The organism is Mesorhizobium sp. M7A.F.Ca.US.008.03.1.1 (assembly GCF_003997495.1).
Taxonomy (GTDB): Bacteria; Pseudomonadota; Alphaproteobacteria; order Rhizobiales; family Rhizobiaceae; genus Mesorhizobium.
In genome coordinates, this window is sequence record NZ_RZRU01000010.1 from 171185 (window position 1) to 193184 (window position 22000).

Here is a 22000-nt window from a genome sequence, read left to right on the forward strand (position 1 = left end):
CGCGGAGATCGAATCGTTATCTGCGCCGCAAAGTGCGGCCGGTGAGCGGCGTGGCCCTGCGTTCCAGTTGGCCACGGTCCTCGCTGGGACGAGCAAGTAAATGGCTTGCGCAGCAACGGTGCGATCACACCTGGAGCACGGCGTCATCAGGAAAGCGCCATCCTTGTGCGCCCACGACACCCTGGTCGCCATCGGCCGCATCGCGGGGGGGCACTGTGGGCGATAACCATTCATTGATCTGGGCGATTGAGGGTTCTGCCGGGGCGCTATTGCTGCTCGGTAGGGCTGCGGGCTGGCGAGTCTACCAAGGCGAGCAACGACAGGCGAGACGGCAGACATTACGTGACGGAACTTGATATTGCAGTGCAGCAAGCGTAGAGCACCGCGCGCTTATCGGAGTGTCGTCCATGGCCCTTACCAATGCTGGTAACGAGGCAGAACCTGTCGAACAATCGAGCCATTCTGAGGTCGAGCAGCACAGCACCAAGGCGCTGATGTTGGGCGCACTAGGTGTCGTTTATGGCGATATAGGCACCAGCCCGATCTATGCATTTCGCGAGGCGTTGCATGCATCAGCGGGTGGCAACGTCGCCAGCCGTGGCGACATCCTCGGCGTACTCTCGCTGATCATCTGGTCCCTGACGATCACCGTGACGATCAAATACATCATGTTCGTGCTCCGCGCCGACAATCGAGGCGAGGGCGGAGTGCTGTCGCTTATGGCGCTGGCGCGCAACAGTTTCCCGACCTGCTCTGCGGTGATCCTCGGCATCGGCATCGGCATCGGCATCGTCGGCGCGGCGCTTTTTTTTGGCGACGCCGTCATTACGCCGGCAATCTCGGTACTGTCGGCGGTCGAAGGTATGAATGTCGTCACGCCGACGTTCCAGCCCTATGTGGTGCCGCTGACACTGGCCATCCTGGCGATCGTGTTTGCGGTACAGCGGTTTGGCACCGGCGGCGTAGGATTGGTGTTCGGACCCGTTACCGCGCTGTGGTTCCTGGCCATCGGCCTTTCCGGGCTCAACCACATCATGGACGACCCGGAAATCCTGCTGGCAATCAGCCCGCATTACATCGTGTCGTTCCTGGTCAACTCGCCTGACGTCGCCTTCGTTACGGTTGGTGCAGTCTTCCTCGCCGTCACCGGAGCCGAGGCGCTCTACGCCGACCTCGGCCATTTCGGCCGCAAGCCGATCGTGCTCGCCTGGCTGGCGATCGTGTTCCCTTGTCTGTTGCTCAATTATGTCGGGCAAGGCGCCTTCGTGCTGGCAAATGGCGGCGTTGTCGGTCATCCGTTCTTCGAGATGAACCAGGGCTGGACGCTTATTCCGATGGTCGTGCTTGCCACGGCGGCGACCGTGATCGCCTGCCAGGCGGTGATCTCCGGCGCCTTTTCGCTGACCAGGCAAGCGGTACAGCTCAACATGCTGCCGCGTTTCGTCATCCAGCACACGTCGGAAAAACAGTCGGGCCAGATCTATCTGCCGCGCATCAACCTGATGCTGGCGCTGGTGGTGATGCTGCTGGTGGTCGGCTTCGGCGAATCCAGCCGGCTGGCCTCGGCCTACGGTATTTCGGTGACCGGCAATATGCTGGTGACGAACATACTGCTTTTTGTTGTGATGACGCGCATCTGGAAATGGCCGCTCGGCGTCGCGATAGCCTTAATGGCGGTGTTCGTCTTCATCGATACCGGCTTCTTTGCAGCTAACATCGTCAAGGTATTCGAAGGCGGCTGGGCCTCGCTTGCCATTGCCGCAGTGATCGTGATGACCATGTGGACTTGGATAAGAGGCAGCAGGTATCTATTTGACAAGACGCGCAGGAACCAGATTCCGCTCGATTTCCTTGCGGGCAATCTGTTGAAGAAGAAACCGCAGCTGGTGTCCGGTACGGCCGTGTTCCTGACCAGCGATCCCGCCAGTGCGCCGACCGCGTTGATGCACAGCCTGAAGCACTACAAGGCGCTGCACGAACAGAACGTCATCCTCTCTGTGGTGACGGCGCAGCAGCCCGTGGTGCCCGACAGCGAGCGGATCAAGATGGAAACGATCAATGAGCTGTTCATGCGGGTGACACTGACCTTCGGCTACATGGAACAGCCTAACATCCCGCGTGCGCTGGCGATCTGCCGCAAGCAGGGTTGGAAGTTCGACATCATGACGACGTCCTTCTTCCTGTCGCGTCGCTCGCTCAAGGCGTCACCCAACTCCGGCATGCCGGTGTGGCAGGACAAGCTGTTCATCGGCTTGGCGCGCACGGCCGCCGACGCGACGGAGTATTTCCAGATCCCGACCGGACGTGTGGTCGAGATCGGAACGCAAGTGGCCGTTTAGGTATGCCCGGTTAAGCAGAATCAATTGGCATTTCGCGAGCCGGTGAATGCCTGACCGGGCGGAGGCCACGATGCTTGCGCCAAACTGGGGTCCGGTTCCAGGCCTGAAGCTTCCGGCCCCGAAAGCCGTCCTTTACGCCTGCGATCATTTCCGTTCCGCATTGTCTTGCCGACCCACCAGTCGAGATGCGCTGAAACGACCTCGCCGGGCAGCAACTTATCATTTGAACCTAATCGATGTGCCGCAAGTCCGACCTTCATTCTTCAGTTCACAGGCTAGCGTTGCCAAAATCGGCGTGCCGCCTAACCGGCGCCGCACCGTGACCTGTCAGGATGCTATGCAGGCGCGAGGCAGAAGCTGGCTCGAGGCCGCCGGCCTGGTGCTGGTCCGGCAGCGGCCGGGCTCGGCCAAAGGCTTCATGTTCCTCTGGAGGATGAGACGGGTGCGGCAAACGTCGTCGTCTGGGTCAAGATCTCTCGAGAAATTCCGGCGCGTGCTTCTTGCTTCGGCCATGCTCGGCGTCCGCGGACGCATCCGACGGAAGAGGAGGTGGTGCACCTCGTCGCCCACGAGCTGACCGATCTGTCGGCCGGGCTGGCCAGCGTGGGAAACCGCAAGACGCCGTTTCCGTTGCCGCACGGCCGAGGGACGAGGCTCATCACGGCGGATCGGGCATCGATCCGCGCGGCATGCCGAAGGGGCGCGACATCGTCGATGCAGTATGACCATATCGACCCTATCAAGTTCAAGACGCGTAACTTCCGGTAGCGCTTCCGGAGGCCACTTCAGCAGCATGTTGTGCACACTTTTGTCGGACCCTGTTAACTGCCGATTGGCAGCAGGTCACCCCGTGCCGGATCCCAAATGTCGTCGCTCTCAAGCGCAACGACTGCCCGCACCCTTTTTAAGTCAGCGAGCACCTCCACCGCCGGACGCCGCCCCGTTTCCTGAGCCGCGGCGTAACGGGTGTATTTGTGACTGTCCGGCTCAAACCACTTCAACGATTCCAAAGTAGCCATGGCATCGCCCTTGCGGCTGCGCGTGATGCGAATGATCGTGATCCCATCCTAAGCGCTCGCGTCGAATGGAGACACGCTGCCAACGCTTCATCTGCTCTACCCCATCTTTGTTCCAAGGCGGTCGGATCATCTCAATGAGCCCTGCCTCGGGGTGGCCAAAGCATGCATATTTATCGTTCGGCCCCGCATCGAATTATCATCTGCGATGTGGGACTCGATCTTGGGTTGGCGACGGCTTCGCTCCGGGAGTAGACGTCGGACCACTGATAAGTGCCGGACCTTCTCCACAATTTCTCGGCGGACTCATCGTGAACGCTCGATTGGACGTAAATGCGGTTCGCGGAAACGCAGGTCTGGCCGGCATTGCGGAACTTCGCCTGGACCGCACCGTCAACAGCACCGTCAATGTCGGCATCATCGAAGATGATGAAAGGTGCATTGCCGCCGGTTTCAAGGCTGACCTTCTTGATCTGGTCAGAGCACTGACGCATCAGCAGCCGTCCGACCTCGTTCGAACCGGTAAAGCTGATCTTTGGAATTGGTGCAGAGTTCACGGCCCACGCGATCACCTTCGGACGCATAGATCAGGTTGACCACGCCATCGGGAAAGCCGGCCTGATGGCGAGAGCAAACATTGCACCTAGCCACGCCACGATAAGATCGAGCGCGGCTTCGTTGCGTGCGGGTCTGTGGTCAGTGGAGGGCGGAGGAAAAGCGCTCGGCGTGCTCGCCCTCGCGATACCACTGGTTCGCGCCGGCAAGCGCCAGTTTCTGAGGCAAATCGCCGAACAGCTGGTAGAGCCTTACTCTCAGGGCTTGGCATCTATGTCGCCTACGACCGCCACATGCAGCCCGTCGCGTGCGAAAGCGGCTTTGTGGAAGGCGCTTAGATCGGAGGGCGTTACGCTAGTCAGCCTCCCTTGGGCGGTCTCGAATACGGATGCGTGCGTAGATTCCGCGCCGCCAGGCCAGCTCGGCGATCGCATGAGGTTCGCGCTCATTGGCAATGATTTCGGAGAGAAGCTGGGCGCGTATGCGGTCGAAAAGTGCTGGTGTAGCCGGATGCGGGTCCCGCCGCCGAGAATGTCGGCCAGCAGTCGAGCGCCGCGGCCCCGCACCAGGGACCGCCCATGAATGACTCATGCGAGGCGTCTCAAGGCTGTCCGCGATCCAGCGCCAGATCTCCGCCTCGCCCGAGACGCGCAGAGCTGGCCGGTTGTGCAGGAGCCGTCGGCAATATCCGCCTTCCTCGTTCGGATGGGTAACGCTTGCGATACGGAGTCTTGACTTTGGCAGTCGCTCTGTGACATTACCTATATAAAGTTCGAAAGAAGGCGATATGGATCATGCATAGGTCACAGAGACCCGAATGAAGGCAACGTATAAACGCACCTATTCGCGCTACGCGATGGAAGCGCTTGGCCTTTTCGGTAAGACCATCCGGCTTGGCCGGATGCAGCACCGGTTAACCGCACAGGAGTTAGCCGAGAGAATCGGTGTTTCACGCAGCACCCTGCAGCGCATCGAGAAGGGCGATCCCAAAGTCGAAATCGGACTGATGTTCGAAGCTGCTGCCATTGTCGGTGTGAAGCTGTTCGATGCCGACGGCAATGGCATCACAGCCCTCACAGGCCGCATGGACGATCGCATCGCGCTGCTGCCGAAGCACGTCTACAAGGCCGGCAAGCAGATCGTCGATGAGTTCTAAGGTCCCCAAGTACGACGAAGCCTATGTCTGGGTCTGGCTGCCGGGCGAGACCGCGCCGGTTGTCGCCGGGCGGCTATATGCCCATGACGGACTCGTCAGCTTCAACTATGGCAGGAGCTTTCGTGAACTGGGAAGCGCGATCCCGCTTTATCTCCCGGAACTGCCCCTGAAGGCAGGCGAATTGCCTTTGCTTCCTGGCCTAACCATGCCGGGATGCATCCGCGATGCTGCCCCTGATGCCTGGGGACGACGGGTTATCCTAAACCGCAAATTCGGTGTGAAGGGCGATGAAATCGCGCGGCTCGATATTTCAGAACTGACGTTCTTGCTGGAATCAGGCTCGGACCGCATCGGCGCGCTCGATTTTCAGTTTTCGCCAATGCATTACGAGCCGCGCGCACTGGCCAATGCCACTCTCGAAGAGCTTGTCCAATCGGCGGAGCGGGTAGAGAAAGGTATTCCGCTCACCCCCGAATTAGATCAGGCGCTGCATCACGGCAGCTCGATCGGCGGCGCAAGGCCAAAGGCGCTGATCGAGGGTGACGCCGTCAAGCATGTCGCGAAATTTTCCTCGTCTGCCGACCTTTACAGCGTCGTCAAAGGAGAATTCATAGCCATGCGGCTTGCCGCCTTGTGCGGCATCAGAGCGGCATCCGTCTCGCTCGTTCGCGCCGCAGGCAACGACGTGTTGCTCGTCGAGCGATTCGACCGGATCAAGGTCACGGGCGGCTGGCAACGCAAATCCATGGTCTCAGCGCTGACGATGCTCGCGCTCGATGAGATGATGGCGCGTTACGCCAGCTACCAGGATTTGGCGGAGATCATTCGCCACCGATTCACCGCGCCGTCGGAAACTCTGCGCGAGTTGTTCAGCCGCATTGTCTTCAACATACTTTGCGGCAACACCGACGATCATGCCCGCAACCATGCGGCATTCTGGGACGGCGCTAAGCTCACCCTCACGCCTGCGTACGATATTTGTCCGCAGGCCCGCAGTGGCCAGGAGGCCAGCCAGGCCATGCTCATCAGCGGCAATAACCGCATGAGCCGGATAGCGTCCTGCCTTGAAGCGGCGCATCACTTCCTGCTCAGCGCGCCGGAAGCTCTTGCGATTGTTGAAGGCCAGCTCCGATGCATTGCGGAGAATTGGCCGCGTGTCAGCGAGGAAGCTACGCTATCCGGCACAGATCGCAATCTGTTCTGGGGCCGACAGTTCCTCAATCCCTACGCTTTTACGGCGCTGGAAGGAAGCGCCGACGTTCTCCGCGCTCTGGCTGACGAACTACGCAACAGTGTTCACGCCTGATCCGGCGCTGGATTTCGGACAAGCTCGGCAAGCGCAAGACGCCCACAATATCGACAACCCTTGCCGTGCCAGGACGAAGATTGAACAAACGGCTCTTCAACAGTGACAACGTGCACTGCGGAGAGATGTGGAGCTGACACCGCAAAAGCCCAAGACGCGCGACTTCCCGCGATACAACTCCACATAACTGAGCGTCTACAAGCGGTGCAGCCAGCCAAACATCCAGCCATCAAAGCGATGATCGTCTGATCTTTTGCCGATGACATCACGTCGGGGAAGCCTTGTTCGAGCGCTTGCCGCTTCATATCGATACCGGCCTGGGCGTAGCGCATCGTTAGTTCAGCCCGAGTGGCCTGGCCATCGACTGATGGTGGCGATGTCAACACCCGCCTTGACGAGGTGGATGGCCGTCGTGTCCCGCAAAGGGCGATGATGGATGCTTTTTTCCGCCATGGTGGTTCCTTCGCCCGCAGCCATGTGTGCGCAGCAAGTATGGAACACCGAACCGGGTGAGCAGTGTGGGGCGGTCGTTGCTTTGCTCGGCGGGACAGGGCGATACCAGACGAAGGTCACAATCGAAGATTCAGGATCCCTGAACTCGTGCATCCGTATTGAACATCAGCGAAAACAGAGCGTAATCCCGCTGTCCAGAAGGCGTGCGGCGGACGATACGCGCCAGGACGCTCTTGATTTCCGGGCTCATCGAGATATTCGACAGGTGCCACCCACGCGCCCTCTTGAAGGGAAGTGTCACCACCAGTTGCAGCGTATCCTAATATTCGGGGTGCTCCGAAATCAGGAACCGCGCAAAGGCATGCATCGCCGCCAGCCTTGCATTGCGGGTCGCAACTGCCACGCTCGACCTCAAGTGATGTGAGAAAGCTGCCCATCCTGTCGGTATTGATGTCGGAGACCGCTTCTTCTTTCAAGAATATCTTCCCGCTCTCCCGCGGCATGAGCCCGTGGCATGCTTCGGCCCAATGCTGTGGATTGATGTTTCTTCATGCCACAACCTCGCTGACGAGACCGCCGAAAGCCCCTTCAAAGCGGTCGGTGGCGATCTCTCGCAGCTTTGGAAGGTAGTGCATTGATTTTTCGTGGAATGGGGACCCTGTTTAAAGGGTGATTTTCGTCCAAACGGGACCCCTTAACGATGGGGTCATCAAGATGCCTCCGGCTTGATCGGAGGCATTTGTGTTTTGGATGTTGGTTTTAGAGACGATTGCAAAGATACGTCGGCTGTCGCTGGTCCAGGGGAAGTCGATCAAAGCGATCTGCCGTGAGCTGAAGATCTCGCGCAAGGTGGTGCGCAAGGTCCTGCGTTCTGAGGAGACGCAGTTCCGCTACGAGCGCAAGCACCAGCCCTATCCCCGCATGGGAGCTCGGCGTGAGACGCGGGACCGGCTGCTGTCGGCGAATGCGGCCAAGCCGCAGCGGGAGCGGCTGCCGGTCGCTTCGACGGCTTCCATTGCATTCCCCCGTCGGTGTCGAAGACCTGCACGGTGCGCTTCGACAACAACAAATACTCGGTGCTGTCGAGTGCCGTCGGTCGGCCCATCGAGATCCATGCTTATGTCGATCGGATCGCATCCGCCAGAGGATGGCGTGGTCGTGGGAGAACACGTTCGCTCCTTTGGCCGCAACGAGGTCGCCTACGATCCCTGGCACACGGCGCGCGCCGTTCCTTGGCTGGGTCGTGCGGTCGGCAATGGAGAAGGTGCGGCGCAGCTCAAGGCGGTTGATGACGTCGACCGGCAGATGGTGTTGATCCTCACCTGGGTGCTGACCGACGGATTGAGCGCGGTCGAGGCCGCCTGTCAGGAAGCCATCGAGCACGGTGCATCGTCGGCGCCGGTGATCCTCAACATCCTGGCCCGCAGCCGCGATCCGGCGCCGGGCACGATCCTTTCCATTCCCCAAGCGCTGAAGCTAGCTCACGAGCGGTCGCCGACTGCACCCGCTATGACAGTCTCAGGAGGACAAACAGCCATGGAACGCACCGAGGTACTGGAACTGATGGGAGCGCTGAAGCTCTACGGAATGCGCAGAGCCTATGACGAGATCATGGGCGCGTCGCCATCAAGCGACGGCACGAGCCGCCCAGGATTGTCGGTGATCTCTTGCAGGCCGAGATATCGGAGAAGCAGGCCCGCTCCATCAAATACCAGTTCGCTGTCGCCAAGTTGCCGCTGGCCAAGGACATCGACGACTTCGACTTCGCCGACACGCCGGTCACCCCCTGATGCGCGATCTCGCCCGGCCGCGCCTTCGTCGCCGATCAGCGCAACATCGTCCTGGTCGGCCGCCTTCACGGGTCACCCAACTCGCGCGGAAGGTCGACCGCATTGCGACGGGCGCGTGTCGACTTCCCAACAATGTCAGACAGGAGACGCAACGCTATCGGAGCGATCGCATTGCCCGAAACGATTTTCCCAGTTGGCACGACAATTGCGGTCCTATGCGCAAAAGCAAACTAGACCTGAGAGCCGCACCGCATGAATGTAGCCTCCCAATATCTGCCGCTTGTGGCGCATCACGAAGCCGGGCACGCGGTGGCCGCCATCGTTTTGCACCGTCAGACGTTCGACGACGACCGTGAACTCCCTGCTTTCTCAAGTGTTAGTATTTACCCCGACGTCGGTGACGGAGAGTGCGGTGGTGTTGTCGAAGGCGCGGGTTTTTATTCAGCGCAAGGATTCACCTCGAAGCGAAAGCCGATTTTCGAGGACGATATGGATCGATGTTTGGAACGCGATGATGCGATCCGGGAGATAGTTGCGTGTCTGGCAGGTCCTTTTGCAGAATCCGCATTCGAAGGCTATCTGGACCCGCGCGATATGGCGATGAATGCGTCCGATGGGAATGAGGGGAGCAGCGACTACGCGGATGCCAAGCGAATCTATGGTGAGTTGCGGTTCCTGATGCCGCGCCGCCCCGATTGGGGGCGGATCGAAGATTGCACGGCCCGGCTAGTACTCGATCACTGGTCGGCCATCGAAGCATTGGCCGCGCATTTGCTGGTCAAGCATGCTCTCCAATTCGATGAGGCTCTGACGATTGTTGCGCCGCATCTTCCGCCCATGCCAGCAGCTACGCCGCCAGAGCGTCATCCGCAGCCTGCTTGATCAGCCATTCGATGTGATTTGACCACATCTGCAACACCTCGCGCTTCTCCTTGACGTTGCTATAGAGATTGTAGATTTCGCCAATGTCTGTCAAGGACGCCGCCTTGTGATTCAGTATGTGCTCGATGACGTGTGGCAATACCTGCCGCCTGCCGAGATTTGTCGCGAGCGTCCTGCGCAGATCGTGAAGGGTCCAGTTCTCCAAAGCCACCCCGTCAGTATTGACCTTGCCGTCTAGAGCCTTCTTGCCCTTCGCGTAGCCTGAGAAGTGGCTTCTTTCGTTGCCCCTCGCAGGGAAAAAAACGTGTCATTGGTCTTCGGTACCGTCTGGGGGACCGACACCGCCAGTGTGGACAGCGGAATAAGCGTAGGCTCTTCGTTCTTCGTGCGGTCACCCGATAGTTCCATGTTCCGGCTTCAAGGTTGAGGACCAACGCATCGCGGCAACTTCCGTACGCCTCTGTCCGGTCAGAATGAGCAGCTTGACGATGGAGCCGAACGAATAGCCGATATCGCCCGGTTCGGGCTCACAGCCCGTTCATATAGCCGCCAGTTCGGCATCGTTCACCACTCGCTTGCGCTTGACGATCGGGGCCGGATCCGGATTTTCCAATCCCTCGCGGGGAAACCGCGGATGAGCCGTTGCGGCGGTTTGCGACACCAGTTGAAAAATGCCCGCATACACCAGAAGGCCGTGTTAGCCGCTTGCGGGTGACCCCCGGCGACGATCTTCTTGGTGATGTTAGCAATGTCGGTGTCGATCACATGGTGGATAGAGCGACTCCCGAGGGCAGGCACAAGATACCGGTTCAGGCTGGCCTCGACCAGTGCGGTGTTTTGAGGGTCGTTACTCGGCGGCCTGGAGGTGACCGCCATCGCCGTCCTCGGTATCGTCAGCGCTGATATGCGCCTGATCGGCAAGGAAGGCTGGCAGTTCCGATGGAGCTATGCTGGAATTTGGGTGACGAGGCTGATCAAGCGGCGCTCTGCGGCTTCGTTTCGATGACCTGGATTCCGTCCAGGAACCTGGCACCTGCGATGAGTTTCGGCAACTGATTTTGTCCTTTCAATCGTCGCCACTTCCTGGCCGCGGCCAACAGCTTGAAGACCATCAGCTGGGCGGTTTTCGAGGATAGCGAGCCCTTGGTACGCACCGTGCGATAGCGAACGGTTGCAAAGACGCTTTCGATGGGATTGGACGTTCGCAGATGATCCCAGTGTTGGGCGGGGAAATCGTAGAGCGCCAGCGACGCAATATGATCTTTCGTCAGGCAGTCGACCGCCTTGGCATACGCCTCGGCCTCCATCTCGATCGCATGCGCAAGCAATTTGCGCGCGCCGCTGCGAAGTACATCCGTCAGGGTATCATCGATTTCGTCGGGCTGACGAAGGCGAACAATGTGTTGATAGTCTCGTTCATGGCGTATCACTCTCCTTGAGAGGTACTGGCAGGCTTCATCACCCGCCTCGATACGCCGCTCTCCTCAAGCCGCCATCATCCAGTTTCCGCCATGGCTCCCCCTGATTGATCCGCTTCACCTGTGCAACTGCACAGGCTGCCCTAGCGGGGAGATTGGCCTCCAATGGCGAAAGCTTGCCGCAGGAGACCCTCCGATGACCGTGCCTATGGCGCCGCCGCTACGACAACTTGCCGACAAGCAGCGTGCGATCCACTGCCGCGCTACTGCGCCTTCAAGGGACGTCTGGATCGCGACGCAGGAGCCGATGACCGTTACGGGATCAATTCCAGGTCGCGCTGGCCGTCGCTGTGCCAGTTCGACGGTCTGGTGGCAATTTGGGCACATCTTCTGTCGCCGACAGTGGCGATGGCTGACGCTTCAACGAAACGGGGTCTTCGACGTCTGCTGCCTTCGCCGATGCTTTGCGAAGTGGCATAATGTTTCGACGCACGCAGGCGCGGGCAGGGGATGTCAGTCATGAATCTCCTGACTGGCGCGGATCAGGCCGATTGGCGGGATGAAAGATCATACGACTACACCGCTGGCCTGACGCTGCGGGAGTGGGCTTGGGAGTTCTTACGCCGCAATCCAGCGTTCCAGCGCGATCTGACCGCTGCGCGCCAGCATTGCAAGACTTGGTCTCTCCAATCCTTTCTCGATATGGTCGCGTCGGCCGGCGACCTGTCACGCTGGGGTGTTCTGTTTCGCGGAGTCTTGTGGCCGCGCTTCGGTCGTATTCTGGTGTCCGCTCTGGTGCGTCCATGTGCTGCCGGTCATTGCGGAACGGTTGCCTGCCTCGTCGCCGACACCGCCGTTCGAACTCTCGGCATTGCCCTGTCGTGCAATCGTCCTGCTGGCGCCCGACAAGAGCCAGCATGTTCTTCTTCGCAATGCGGACCACGCGCTGCAGCTCGCCGTCTCGGGCGCGAATATCCTCCACCCTGTTTGCCTGCATACGCAAGCCATCTGGCCCGCGGTGCTTTTAAAGCATCGACTGAGGGGACTGGAGTGCCTCAATGCTCTCAGTCTAGGGCAACAGTTGCCCCCCCGCTTGTTTGCGCCGGAAAAGCGCGGCGTTCGTTTGTCCTTCGTTCTTCGTGCGCTCGACGGTTCGCTCGCCGGAGCACCTCATCGCGAGCTCGCCGAAGTTCTCATCGGTCAACGGCGCGTCCATGCCGACTGGGCGGATCCTCGCGATCATCTGCGCGACCGCATCCGTCGGGCCGTCTCGCGTGGCCGCGCGCTCATGAATGGTGGCTACAGAGATTTCCTAATTTGAAAAGCGACAGTCCGCGCTGTGCGTCGGTGGATGAACGTTCGCTCGCAGCTGTACCCGTCACCAACAGTTCGCCCGCCGACAGGACTGCATGGCGCCTTGCAAGTGCGCTCTGGTCTAGCTTGTCGATGCCGAAATGAGATGGGCGAGGGTGCCAAGGCGGTGGTTCATTAGGGCCGGCCTCGACCTGGACGCACATCATTGGTCGGAAAGCGGCGTGCACCGCAATGTCGCCATAGCAGCCAAGATCCTTTGAGGCCGGACCTGCAGTCCTGTTGGACCGGCGGGTGCAACAATATGGAGGGATCTGAGGCCTCACACCGTTCCCTGGTCGACAGCTCGGTCAACATAGCACCCACCGCTTGATTATGGAAATGGTGTGCCTGGAGTGCAGCGAGTAGCGGCTTGCTGCGCACTGTCCTAAGAATAGCAGTCATGACCCGTCTGGGGTTCTGCAACACGACGATTCAACCGCTTGGGCATTGTCGCATATCCCACAATGTAGAATGCGCAACAGGGCAAAAGCTGATCCATCGGCGGTTTATCAATGCTTTTTGGCTTGGCACGGCACATGCAACGCAATCGGCAAAAGGCGCACGAACTGAGTGGCCCATCGGCCCTAGGAGCGCTGACTTATGCCCTCCCAAGGCATGTCCGGCCCGACAGCGAGCTCAGTCTCCTGCCGGGCATCCGTGTTTCAGGTCAACGGCGTTTGGAACTTCCAATTAGGTGGCGGCATTGACCGCAGGCCGCCCCCCGGTGGGGCGGAGAGACAGTGCAGCAGGTTTCAAATCCCGCCCATGCAAAGATATTTCATTTCCAGATAGTCCTCGAGGCCATGACGGGAACCCTCCCGCCCGATGCCGGATTGTTTGATCCCGCCAAACGGTGCCGCCTCCGAGGACATGCGTCCCGTGTTGATGCCAACCATGCCATATTCCAGAGCCTCTGCCACACGCCAGACCCGCTTCAGGTTTGAGGCATAGAAGTATGCGGCGAGGCCGTATATCGTGTCATTGGCCTCGCGCACGACCTGATCCGCATCGTTGAAGCGAATGATCGGCGCGAGCGGCCCGAATGTCTCCTCTTGCGCGACTGCCATGACGCTGGAAATCTCGGTGAGGACCGTGGGTTCGAAAAACGTGCCATTCTTGCCGATACGCTGGCCCCCGCATCGTATTGTGCCGCCTTTCGCAATGGCATCTGCGACGTGAGACTCGATCTTGGCCAGAGCATGCTTGTCGATGAGCGGTCCGATGTCCACTCCGGCATCGAATCCGTCGCCAACCGACAAGTGCCGGATTCTTTCCACGAATTTCTTGACGAACTCATCGTGAACGCTCGATTGGACGTAAATGCGGTTCGCGGAAACGCAGGTCTGGCCGGCATTGCGGAACTTCGCCTGGACCGCACCGTCAACAGCACCGTCAATGTCGGCATCATCGAAGATGATGAAAGGTGCATTGCCGCCGAGTTCAAGGCTGACCTTCTTGATCTGGTCAGAGCACTGACGCATCAGCAGCCGTCCGACCTCGGTCGAACCGGTGAAGCTGATCTTTCGAATCTTGGAATTGGTGCAGAGTTCACGGCCCACGCGATCACCTTCGGACGCATAGATCAGGTTGACCACGCCATCGGGAAAGCCGGCCTGATGGGCGAGGGCGAACATTGCGCCAGCCACGAGCGGCGTCTGTTCAGCGGGCTTGAGCACGATTGTGCAGCCCGCAGCCAAGGCCGGCGAGATTTTGCGCGCCACCATGGAGGCCGGGAAATTCCATGGCGTGATCGTGCCAACAACGCCGATGGGCTGCTTGATCACTAGCATTCGGCGGTCTGTCGAGGGTGCCGAGATCGTCTCGCCATAGACGCGATTGGCCTCCTCGGCATACCATTGCAGATACGCCGCCGCATGCGATACCTCTGAAATGGCTTCGGCAAGCGGCTTGCCCATTTCCGCAGTCAGAATCGCGGCGAGATCGCCTGCATGGTCGATGATCAGCTGATGCCATCGCCAAAGAACGTCGCTACGTTCTCGGGCCGTCAACGCGGCCCATCCCGACTGCGCAACATAGGCCTTGTCTACCGCAGCACGTGTCTCCTCCACGCCCATATCGGGAAGCTCTGCCAAAACTTCGCCGGTCGACGGATTGACGACCTCGAACGTCTTATTGCCAACTGGTCTGCCGAGTGCCGGCAGGCGGTCGATGGCTCCAAACAGGTGCGGGGATTTCAGACGGCGGATCATCGGCAGGCACAGGGGCAATACCGGATTCCTCCTCAACGCAGCGAACATCCAGGTCGACAGGCCGTCAGTGTGTATTCTGCACCAGTGGGTTCGTCGTAGGGCCTCGGCAAAGCAGCTGGTAGACCACGCTAGCCCGATGAAAAGACAGCAGTTTCGTTAGTTTGAGTGCCCGCGGTTCATCAATTGATGGATTAAGCAGTCGGATGTTTGCTTCATCCACCATGCCTGCTGGTGGCATGCGACTGAATTCTGCAAAAAGGCGGCATACATGCTGAGGAGCGCCATTTCGGCGAGAGGCCGCCGGACCGCCAATGCCGCGCAAGGTCGGCGAAAACGACTCCGCGCGTCTGCATGATCTGCTTGGCCCACGGGCCTCCACATTCGCTCTTCCCACGAGAAGCCCCGATGAAGAAGGAAGGTGAGATGAGTTTCTTTACTCATCCTTGCCGCCCAGCGGCGGGCCGACCACCAAAATGGCGGGCTCGGCCGAAAGCAGCTTTTTGGCCGCCGCCTTGACCTGTTTGAGCGTCACCCGACCGATGCTGCGGGCGCGACGCTGGTTGTAGTCGACGTCGGCCTTGTGAATCTGCAAATCCAGGAGCCGGTCTGCAATCGAGCGGGTCGAGCCCAGTTGGTCGATGGCATAGGCGCCGATCAGGTGCTTCTTCGACGCCTTGAGCTCGGCCCCGGTCGGTCCTTGCTGCGCCATCTGCTTTACCACATCTCGCACGATGCTCAGTGTTTGGGCAGCGCAGTCCGAGCGTGTCTCTGTCGTAACCAGAAGCGAGTCAAGGGTTAGTTCAGAGCTGACGTGATAGGCAAGGCCGCGTTTTTGACGTACCTCCTCGTAAAGGCGGGAAGTCAAGTATGAGCCGCCAAGGATGTCGTTCAGCAGCACGGCCGCGTAGAAATCCGGCGCGCTAGGCTTCACGCCAGGCCAGGCCAACGTCAGCGAAGTCTGCGGCAGGTCGTAGTTCTCCTCCACCAGTTGACCGAGTTTCGGCGCGACATCGTAGACGGGGACGAGGGTTTGTTGCTCAGGCAAATCACCAAACAGCTGGTCAAGCCTTTCCCTCAACGTGTTCGCGTCAATGTCACCCACCACGGCAATATGGAGCCCGTCGCGAGCGAAAATGGCCTGGTGGAAGGCGCGGAGGTCGGACGGCGTGATGCCGGGCAGGCTCTCTTTTGTGCCTTCTCCCAGCCTTGAACAAGGATGCGCGCCATAGATCGCGCGCAGCCATTTGCGCTGAGCGATGGCGTTAGGGTCTCGCTCGCTGCCGACGATGCGGGAGACAATCTCGGCGCGGACGCGATCGATCGGCCCCTGCTCGAAGCGCGGCGCGTTCAGCGCGAGCCGAAGCAGGCCGAACGCCGCGTCCTGCTTTTTGGAAAGCATGCACATCGATCCGTAGATGTCGTCGCTTTGCGCGTCCAAACTCATTTCGGCGCCGGCATGGTCGAGCTTCACCTGGAAGGCACCGCTGTCGTAATGGCCAGCGCCTTCGATGAACAGGCCGGCCATCAGTTTGGCCATCCCCTCCTTCCCGACCGGGTCCTGCTTGGTGCCGCCCTTGAAGGCAAAGCCGATGTTGACGATTTCCACTGTGTGGTCCTCCACCAGCCAGGCGATGATGCCCTTTTCGGACTTCACCTCCTGGATGTTCATCGCAGCATGGGGCCGAGCGCCGAGCGTCATCTCTTGATTCTCCGTCTTGGGCAAGAGATAGCCCGTGGTCGAACGGTCGAACGCGAGATAGCGGGCGGCAACTGCTTTGATTTGCTCGGGGGTAACCTTGCGGATGCGATTCGGCCGTTCCTCGACATCCTTCACGGTACCGCCGGTGGCCAGCGTCGAGCCGTAGATGCTGGCGAGCCAGTCCAGGTTGTCTTCCGCAAAGATCATATTGAGCAAATAGTGGTCCTTGGCCTTGCCTAGTTCCTCGTTGCTGACACCATCCTCGGCAATGCGGGCAACTTCGGCAGCGGCCGCCGCTTCGAGATCAGCCAGCTTGGCATCGCCGCGCGGTGCGCCATAGATGGCGAACTTGGTGTCGTCGAGCATAGTGCCCTGGAAATAGACGCGGGCGCTGGAAGCGATACCTTGCTGGACAGCGAGCGCCTGGTAGAGCCGGCCGCGGTTACCGCCGCCGAGAATTTCGGCCAGCAGGTCGAGCGCTTCGGCCTCGCCCGGCTTGGCGGTGTGGTAGGACGGCACCACCCACTGCGTCGAAAAACTGGGCACGCTGACGCGGGCGTCTGAGAGCGTGACGGTGCGCCTGGTGTTCTGCTCGGGCTCAACCGGCCGGATGCGCGGCGGCAGGTCAGGTCCGCGCGCCACCTTGCCATAGGTCTTTTCGGCCAGCGCCCGCACCGTGTCCGGTTCGACATCGCCGGCCACGATCAGCACGGAGTTGTTGGGCCAGTAGTACTTTTCATAGAAGACGGTGGCGTCGACGCGGTTCAGCTGCTCGATCTCCTGCATCCAGCCGATGATCGGGATGCGATAGGGGTGGTTCTGCCACAGCGTCGCGTCGATCTCCTCATGGAGAACGTCCTGCGGGTTGGTGTCGGTGCTTGAGCGGCGCTCCTCGATGACCACATCGCGCTCGGTCTTGACGACATCGTCGGTCAGGATGAGGTTTCGCATTCGGTCGGCCTCGAAGCTCATCATCAGCTCGAGCGCCGACGGCGCCACTGTCTGATAGAAGGCGGTGTAGTCGGAGGAGGTGAAGGCGTTGTTGGAGCCGCCGATCTCGAACACTGCGCGGTCGAATTCGCCGCCCGCATGGTTGGTCGTCGCCTTGAACATCAGATGCTCGAAGAAATGGGCGATGCCGGATTTGCCCGGCGGCTCGTCGGCGCTGCCGATCTTGTACCACACCATGTGGGTGACGATCGGCGCCCGGTGGTTGGGAATGACGACCACCTCCATGCCGTTGTCGAGCACGAAATCCCTCGCCTTGCCGTCCTCCCATGCGACGGGGATCGGAGCCGGCCCCGCGCCGACCAACTCGGACGCAACGGACGTCCTGCGAAGCCCATGAGTGCGGGGCTTGCTTGGTAGTTCTGGTAGGGAGAGTGGGGTTATGGGCTGCGTTCCTGGCAAAGTGATCTGTTCCTCATTTTGAAGGATCTATGTCTCCCGAACGCCTATTGGGAGAAAGTGGATCGGCACGCGACGCCGAGCCACATGAGCCGTCAGCGTGTTGCTGGGCCTGACGCGAGCCTCATCTTTGGATGCGTCCGGGAAACTTTCGGCATGGTGAGGCCATGGGAAGTCTGCTCGTTATCCATTGGGTGTTTGCGGATACCTGAGCATGCCCCGTGCCAAGTAAGAAAGCCCCGATTCGCAAGGTTTGATCCAACCTTGATACTTGCGATATCCGACATTGTCGGGCATCCGACAGAAAGCGCCTTTCGCCGGCGCGCCGGCTATGACGCTCGCCTCCTCCGGCGTGACGACGATCCTTTGGCGGGCGCCGCGCACACCGATCTGCCCGCCTATCAGCACCGCGACATCGAAGGACAGCGCGATCGTGACTGGATGGGTCTTACGCAAACATGCAGCAGTGCCACCGCGATCAGGACTTCATCCGCCCCACAAAGACCCGAGCGCGAGGGACGACGTGTAAGGCAACATGTCATCCTCGATAATGATGCCGCGCATAAAGAGGTAAGGTCCCTCGTCGTACCGGCGAGCCCCTTCGCTGGGTCTCGCGAGGGTCTGGTTTGCGAACGTCGACCGACAGCATCACGGCATGGGCGGCCCCATCGGTAGGCAAGCATTGACCGTGCCATCAGCGTTGAGGCAGCGCAGAGCCCAATTTCCCGGTGCCAGCCGGTACGTTGGAGCTTCAACTGTGGCCAGCCAAGCGGGCCGAGGCCGTGAAACTCCTGATACCCTGGACCGTCCGGATTGCAACGCACGACGCCTTGGTCTCGCGCCAACGTCCATTGACGCTCAGCGAAGCATCATGCGGACGAGCTGGGAAAGCTTGGCCGGGCCGGCGCCTTCCCAGGCGCATGGGACGCGCGACGACCCATGTGGACCTTGGATTTCACTACGCACTTACGCTGCTTTGGCCTTGTCAGCAGCCTGAGCATAAAGCGTGCTCAGCTTTCAGGGCGAGCCTCTTTCATGTTGATAGCATCTGTCGTCATTCAGGATCGCCCCATTTTCGCATGCCGCTTGCAGCTTTCAGACTGTTGTCAGCCAGGGCCGCCATAAAGGGTCTCGTTTAACGCATTCGGGAGGCTTCATCACTCGACCACATTAATTTCGGGCCGTTCGCCGGCGCTCCGAATGGCACTTAACACCAGATCCTCTCCAAACCCGTGATGATCCAAGAGGAAAACGAAAAATCCCTAAATCATAAAAAAGCACCGATACGGTCGGCTCCAGGCTGATGAAATTGCGGTCTCACTGGCCACGCACGATACTTGCGATGGCGATGGCCATTGCAAAGGCCGGTCAAGCACCCAAGACGCTGACAAGCACGCCTCCGACCAAAGCTCGATCGTTGGCAGCCTTTCTAGCCGTATACTTGGGGCATTTTGGGACGGCGATCCGGACGCCGATTAAAACCTGCCGGTCGTCTAAATGGAATGGTTGGTCCGGGTCCTTACTGGACCTGCGCCAACCCGATCGGGCCGGCGCACAGGGGCACCCAGACAATTGGACACGTCGCCTTTGCGCGGCGGCTTGCACTTTCTCGGATGGCCTTTTTTCTCCCCGGGCGAAATCGAGCGAGCGGTGAGGCGGAGCCTTCGATTTTGCCGATCATGTCGTGTCGCTTCGATCGAACTGCTCAGACGATGATAGCGGCATTGATTGCCGCGGCCGAAATGCGTTGTGTGAAGTACGATTTCTACGCCGTATACATACTGCCGTACAGTTCGCCCTGTCAGCAGCCTTGCCAGCAATCCGCCCTGTGTCCAACTGTCGTCGAATTCACCGGTGTCATTGAGGAATTCGTATGATCGCCTCGAAACCATCATTGCGACCGCGGGCGGGCGACGCAAGCTCTAGACTGCCACCGATCCGCTGGATAACCATGTTAGCGATATGTAGACCAAGGCCTGAGCCCGCAGCAGGAGTAGCACCACGACTAAATCGCTTTGTAAGCCCTTCGAGGTCGGGGAGGGGCACCACCGGTCCGGCGTTTGCAATAGCGATGGTTCCATCAGTTTGGACGGAAACTGTTGTCGGAACAGTGGGCAGTCCATGTATCAGCGCATTCTCGATCAGGTTACGAAGGAGGATCCCAAACGCATCGACATCCACTTTGCGCATCAAAGTGGGGCAGCCGTCGACGTTAAGATGCAGGCGTCCGGCATATTGCGGCTTTTTCCTCAGGTCATCGATTTCCAGCCGAACCGATCGGACAAGATCGATCGCGTGATCCGCCATGCCAACCCCCGATTCGGCTTGAGCGAGCTGAAGCACTTTTTCGACAAGGCGGCCAAGGCTCGACAGCGCTTGCTCGATGCCGCGCGCACGCATTTTGGCCGACCCATTGGGAAGCTCGGCCACTAATCTCTGCATCTGAGCGATTGAACCTGCGATCGGCGTGCGCAGTTCATGCGCACTGTTTGCGGCGAACTCGCGTTCGGCCTCGAGAGCCGCCCGCAGACGATCGAGAAGCCGATTGACGGATGCCGCGATTGGAGCCAACTCTGCCGGGAAATCGCCCAAGTCCATTGGTGACAGATTGCCGCCGTCGCGCGATCCGATCTGCTGTCGCAGTACCTCGATTGGCCGCAGCGAGCGCCGGATCACGATCCACCAAACAGCTAAGCTAAAGGGCAGGAGCACGAGTGTCGGAAGGAAGACAAAAAGTGCGCCCTTCGCGATTGTGGTACGGCGGCCATCAAGCGGTTCGGCCAACTGATGATACACGCCGTCTTGGATCTCCTCTGTGTAGACGCGGTAATCAGCGTTTCGCCAAAAGCCGTTACTCAGGGGAGCATCAGGGAAGGGCTGCTGACCCTCTTCCGGTTCAGAAATAAGCACTACCCCGTACTTATTAATAACCTGCTCACGATAGGTCCAGTACTTTTCATAAGTTGGCAAGTGGTTATTGTATTGATCAACGTGTTTTCCATTCAAGACCTTGATCAGCTCTGGTTCTCTGTACTCTGCGCTCCCCTGGAGCAAGTCATCCGAACTTTCGTTTACATTATTGCAAAAAATGAACGCAGCAATGGTTGGGGCGGCGATCCAAACCAGGAGCGTTGCCCCGCCTAACCACGATATCAGCTTTCTCGTCATGCTGTTCGAGTTCGTCATGTGACCACGAGCCTGTATCCGGAGCCACGCACGGTTGCTATTCTATCCCCGCCGATCTTCTTGCGGAGCCGGCTGACATAAACCTCCACTGTGTTGCTCTCGAACTCCGAATTGAATGAATAAAGCGCGTGCTCGATCCTCCCCTTTGAAACGACCGAACCGGGCCGGCGTAGAAGGCAGTCGAGCACCGCCCATTCGCGTCCAGACAGGTGGACCTCCTGCCCGTCGCGGAAGAGGCGTCGCTCGGCTGCCTGTATGGAAAGCGTCCCAACCGAAAATTGCGGCTCCGGAAAATGCCCTTGGCGACGTGCCACTGCACGGATGCGTGCCGAGAGTTCCCCCAGATCGAACGGCTTGACCAAATAGTCGTCGGCGCCAGCGTTGAGCCCCTCGATGCGATGCGAAATCCGATCGCGGGCTGTCAGAATGATGACCGGCGTTGTATCAAGCCCCTTGATCAGCTCCCGCAGATAGTCGATGCCATTGCCGTCCGGCAGGTGAACGTCGAGCAAAATAACGTCGTAGCCGGCCACAGCTGCATGACCGCGCGCTCCGGACAGGCCCTCGGCCCAGTCGACCGCGTGGCCACCAGCCACCAAATGATCGTGCACAGCACTTCTAAGGTCGTCGTCGTCTTCAATGAGCAGTATTCGCATCAGGCTGCCGAGCTCCGGTATGAGGGCAAGGCTCCTGCCTTATTGATCGAAGCTGACAGTAGGCTGAACCGGCGCCAGCGAATATCTGGGGGCTTTCAGGCTGCTGTCAGCTACAATTGCAAGAAAGGGGTCGTTAACAAAGCCAAACGAAGAGGCCTTATGAAACCCCTCCTGATCTCGGCACTTTTGCTCAATGTGACCACCGGCGGCTGTACACTGGTTGGCGGGCAATTCGACGTGGCGGTCAACGAATGGCAGCCGCGCCACGCGTCAATGTCCAGGCTTGAAACTGACAGGTGTCTTAAATACGAGGGCACCGTAGCGGGTGCCTCCAGTTATCGAACAGTGCCTAGCAGGTCAGAAGTGCACTTTGACCATAGGGGTCGTCCGTATTTTCGGCGCTCGCGAACAGAGTCGACGGTCAATCGATGCGCCACTGCCAGAGTCTGGAACGGTCAAGTGTTTGTTATCCCCCGTCCGGGCCATATTCTCTGCCGAGGACCAAGAAGGCCCTATTTTCGGTGCCCACGAACAGAGCCAACGGTCAATCGATGCGCCACTGCCAGGGTCTGGA

General features: G+C 59.6%; 12 protein-coding genes and 5 pseudogenes. 8 read left to right on the forward strand and 9 right to left on the reverse strand.

The genetic code is table 11. The features are described from left to right. Positions 1 to 407: 407 nt before the first annotated feature. Both EOA16_RS16215 and EOA16_RS16220 read left to right on the forward strand, forming a co-directional pair. A complete protein-coding gene (locus EOA16_RS16215; RefSeq protein ID WP_063169287.1) occupies positions 408 to 2339 on the forward strand; it encodes a potassium transporter Kup in 1932 nt (643 codons plus the stop codon). A 307-nt stretch (positions 2340 to 2646) separates the two neighbouring features. After that, positions 2647 to 3107 (forward strand): annotated as a pseudogene (locus tag EOA16_RS16220) (OB-fold nucleic acid binding domain-containing protein); the annotation flags it as partial. A gap of 512 nt (positions 3108 to 3619) precedes the next feature. On the opposite strand, the pseudogene EOA16_RS32695 reads toward EOA16_RS16220, so the two are convergent. Further along, a pseudogene (locus tag EOA16_RS32695) lies at positions 3620 to 4116 on the reverse strand (aldehyde dehydrogenase family protein); the annotation flags it as partial. A 611-nt stretch (positions 4117 to 4727) separates the two neighbouring features. Between EOA16_RS32695 and EOA16_RS16235 the strand changes: the two are divergent. Together EOA16_RS16235 and EOA16_RS16240 are read left to right on the forward strand one after the other, a co-directional pair. Continuing rightward, on the forward strand, positions 4728 to 5066 hold the full coding sequence (locus EOA16_RS16235; RefSeq protein ID WP_063169282.1) for a helix-turn-helix transcriptional regulator: 339 nt from the start codon (positions 4728 to 4730) through the stop codon (positions 5064 to 5066). Next, positions 5056 to 6372: a HipA domain-containing protein gene (locus EOA16_RS16240; protein WP_063169281.1), complete on the forward strand. Its 1317-nt coding sequence runs from the start codon at positions 5056 to 5058 to the stop codon at positions 6370 to 6372. The genes EOA16_RS16235 and EOA16_RS16240 overlap by 11 nt, the downstream gene beginning before the upstream one ends. Positions 6373 to 6941: 569 nt before the next feature. Here EOA16_RS16240 and EOA16_RS16245 read toward each other — a convergent pair. Beyond that, positions 6942 to 7301 carry a hypothetical protein gene (locus EOA16_RS16245; protein WP_126066776.1) on the reverse strand — a complete coding sequence of 120 codons (360 nt, stop codon included), beginning with the start codon at positions 7299 to 7301 and terminating at the stop codon, positions 6942 to 6944. A 516-nt stretch (positions 7302 to 7817) separates the two neighbouring features. Between EOA16_RS16245 and EOA16_RS33205 the strand changes: the two are divergent. The 3 genes and pseudogenes from EOA16_RS33205 to EOA16_RS16260 form a co-directional block, all read left to right on the forward strand. Next, positions 7818 to 8351, forward strand: a pseudogene (locus EOA16_RS33205) (IS21 family transposase); the annotation flags it as partial. Positions 8352 to 8361: 10 nt separating this feature from the next. Beyond that, positions 8362 to 8675 (forward strand): annotated as a pseudogene (locus EOA16_RS16255) (ATP-binding protein); the annotation flags it as partial. 192 nt (positions 8676 to 8867) lie between these two features. Next, a complete protein-coding gene (locus tag EOA16_RS16260; protein WP_063169279.1) occupies positions 8868 to 9497 on the forward strand; it encodes a hypothetical protein in 630 nt (209 codons plus the stop codon). Here EOA16_RS16260 and EOA16_RS33545 read toward each other — a convergent pair. Both EOA16_RS33545 and EOA16_RS16270 read right to left on the reverse strand, forming a co-directional pair. Next, positions 9463 to 9591, reverse strand: a complete 129-nt coding sequence (locus EOA16_RS33545; protein ID WP_135907184.1) for a hypothetical protein — start codon at positions 9589 to 9591, stop codon at positions 9463 to 9465. The two genes, EOA16_RS16260 and EOA16_RS33545, sit on opposite strands and share 35 nt — an antisense overlap. 880 nt (positions 9592 to 10471) lie before the next feature. Continuing rightward, positions 10472 to 10927, reverse strand: coding sequence for a transposase (locus EOA16_RS16270; RefSeq protein WP_256748481.1), 456 nt, complete (start codon positions 10925 to 10927; stop codon positions 10472 to 10474). A 793-nt stretch (positions 10928 to 11720) separates the two neighbouring features. Here EOA16_RS16270 and EOA16_RS16275 point away from each other — a divergent pair. After that, positions 11721 to 12236 (forward strand): DUF2285 domain-containing protein, encoded by a 516-nt coding sequence (locus EOA16_RS16275; RefSeq protein WP_224570032.1) that lies wholly within the window; start codon positions 11721 to 11723, stop codon positions 12234 to 12236. A 784-nt stretch (positions 12237 to 13020) separates the two neighbouring features. On the opposite strand, the gene EOA16_RS16280 is transcribed toward EOA16_RS16275, so the two are convergent. The 5 genes and pseudogenes from EOA16_RS16280 to EOA16_RS16300 all read right to left on the reverse strand — a co-directional run bounded on the left by EOA16_RS16280 (position 13021) and on the right by EOA16_RS16300 (position 21426). Then, positions 13021 to 14496 carry an NAD-dependent succinate-semialdehyde dehydrogenase gene (locus EOA16_RS16280; RefSeq protein WP_095769043.1) on the reverse strand — a complete coding sequence of 492 codons (1476 nt, stop codon included), beginning with the start codon at positions 14494 to 14496 and terminating at the stop codon, positions 13021 to 13023. A 415-nt stretch (positions 14497 to 14911) separates the two neighbouring features. Continuing rightward, positions 14912 to 16177, reverse strand: a complete 1266-nt coding sequence (locus tag EOA16_RS16285) for a pitrilysin family protein (RefSeq protein WP_128311092.1) — start codon at positions 16175 to 16177, stop codon at positions 14912 to 14914. 9 nt (positions 16178 to 16186) lie between these two features. Continuing rightward, positions 16187 to 17491 (reverse strand): annotated as a pseudogene (locus EOA16_RS16290) (pitrilysin family protein); the annotation flags it as partial. Between the two features lie 1950 nt (positions 17492 to 19441). Beyond that, positions 19442 to 20770: a HAMP domain-containing sensor histidine kinase gene (locus tag EOA16_RS16295; RefSeq protein WP_063169275.1), complete on the reverse strand. Its 1329-nt coding sequence runs from the start codon at positions 20768 to 20770 to the stop codon at positions 19442 to 19444. After that, positions 20767 to 21426 carry a response regulator transcription factor gene (locus tag EOA16_RS16300; protein WP_024505389.1) on the reverse strand — a complete coding sequence of 220 codons (660 nt, stop codon included), beginning with the start codon at positions 21424 to 21426 and terminating at the stop codon, positions 20767 to 20769. Before EOA16_RS16300 ends, EOA16_RS16295 begins: the two co-directional genes overlap by 4 nt. Between the last annotated feature and the right edge of the window lie 574 nt (positions 21427 to 22000).

Bases quoted from the DNA above. Each gene is read 5' to 3' on its own strand.
- EOA16_RS16215 (WP_063169287.1), top strand. From the start codon at position 408: ATGGCCCTTACCAATGCTGGTAACGAGGCAGAACCTGTCGAACAATCG.
- EOA16_RS16235 (WP_063169282.1), top strand. From the start codon at position 4,728: ATGAAGGCAACGTATAAACGCACCTATTCGCGCTACGCGATGGAAGCG.
- EOA16_RS16240 (WP_063169281.1), top strand. From the start codon at position 5,056: ATGAGTTCTAAGGTCCCCAAGTACGACGAAGCCTATGTCTGGGTCTGG.
- EOA16_RS16260 (WP_063169279.1), top strand. From the start codon at position 8,868: ATGAATGTAGCCTCCCAATATCTGCCGCTTGTGGCGCATCACGAAGCC.
- EOA16_RS16285 (WP_128311092.1), bottom strand. From the start codon at position 16,177: ATGACGCTCGGCGCTCGGCCCCATGCTGCGATGAACATCCAGGAGGTG.
- EOA16_RS16295 (WP_063169275.1), bottom strand. From the start codon at position 20,770: ATGACGAACTCGAACAGCATGACGAGAAAGCTGATATCGTGGTTAGGC.
- EOA16_RS16300 (WP_024505389.1), bottom strand. From the start codon at position 21,426: ATGCGAATACTGCTCATTGAAGACGACGACGACCTTAGAAGTGCTGTG.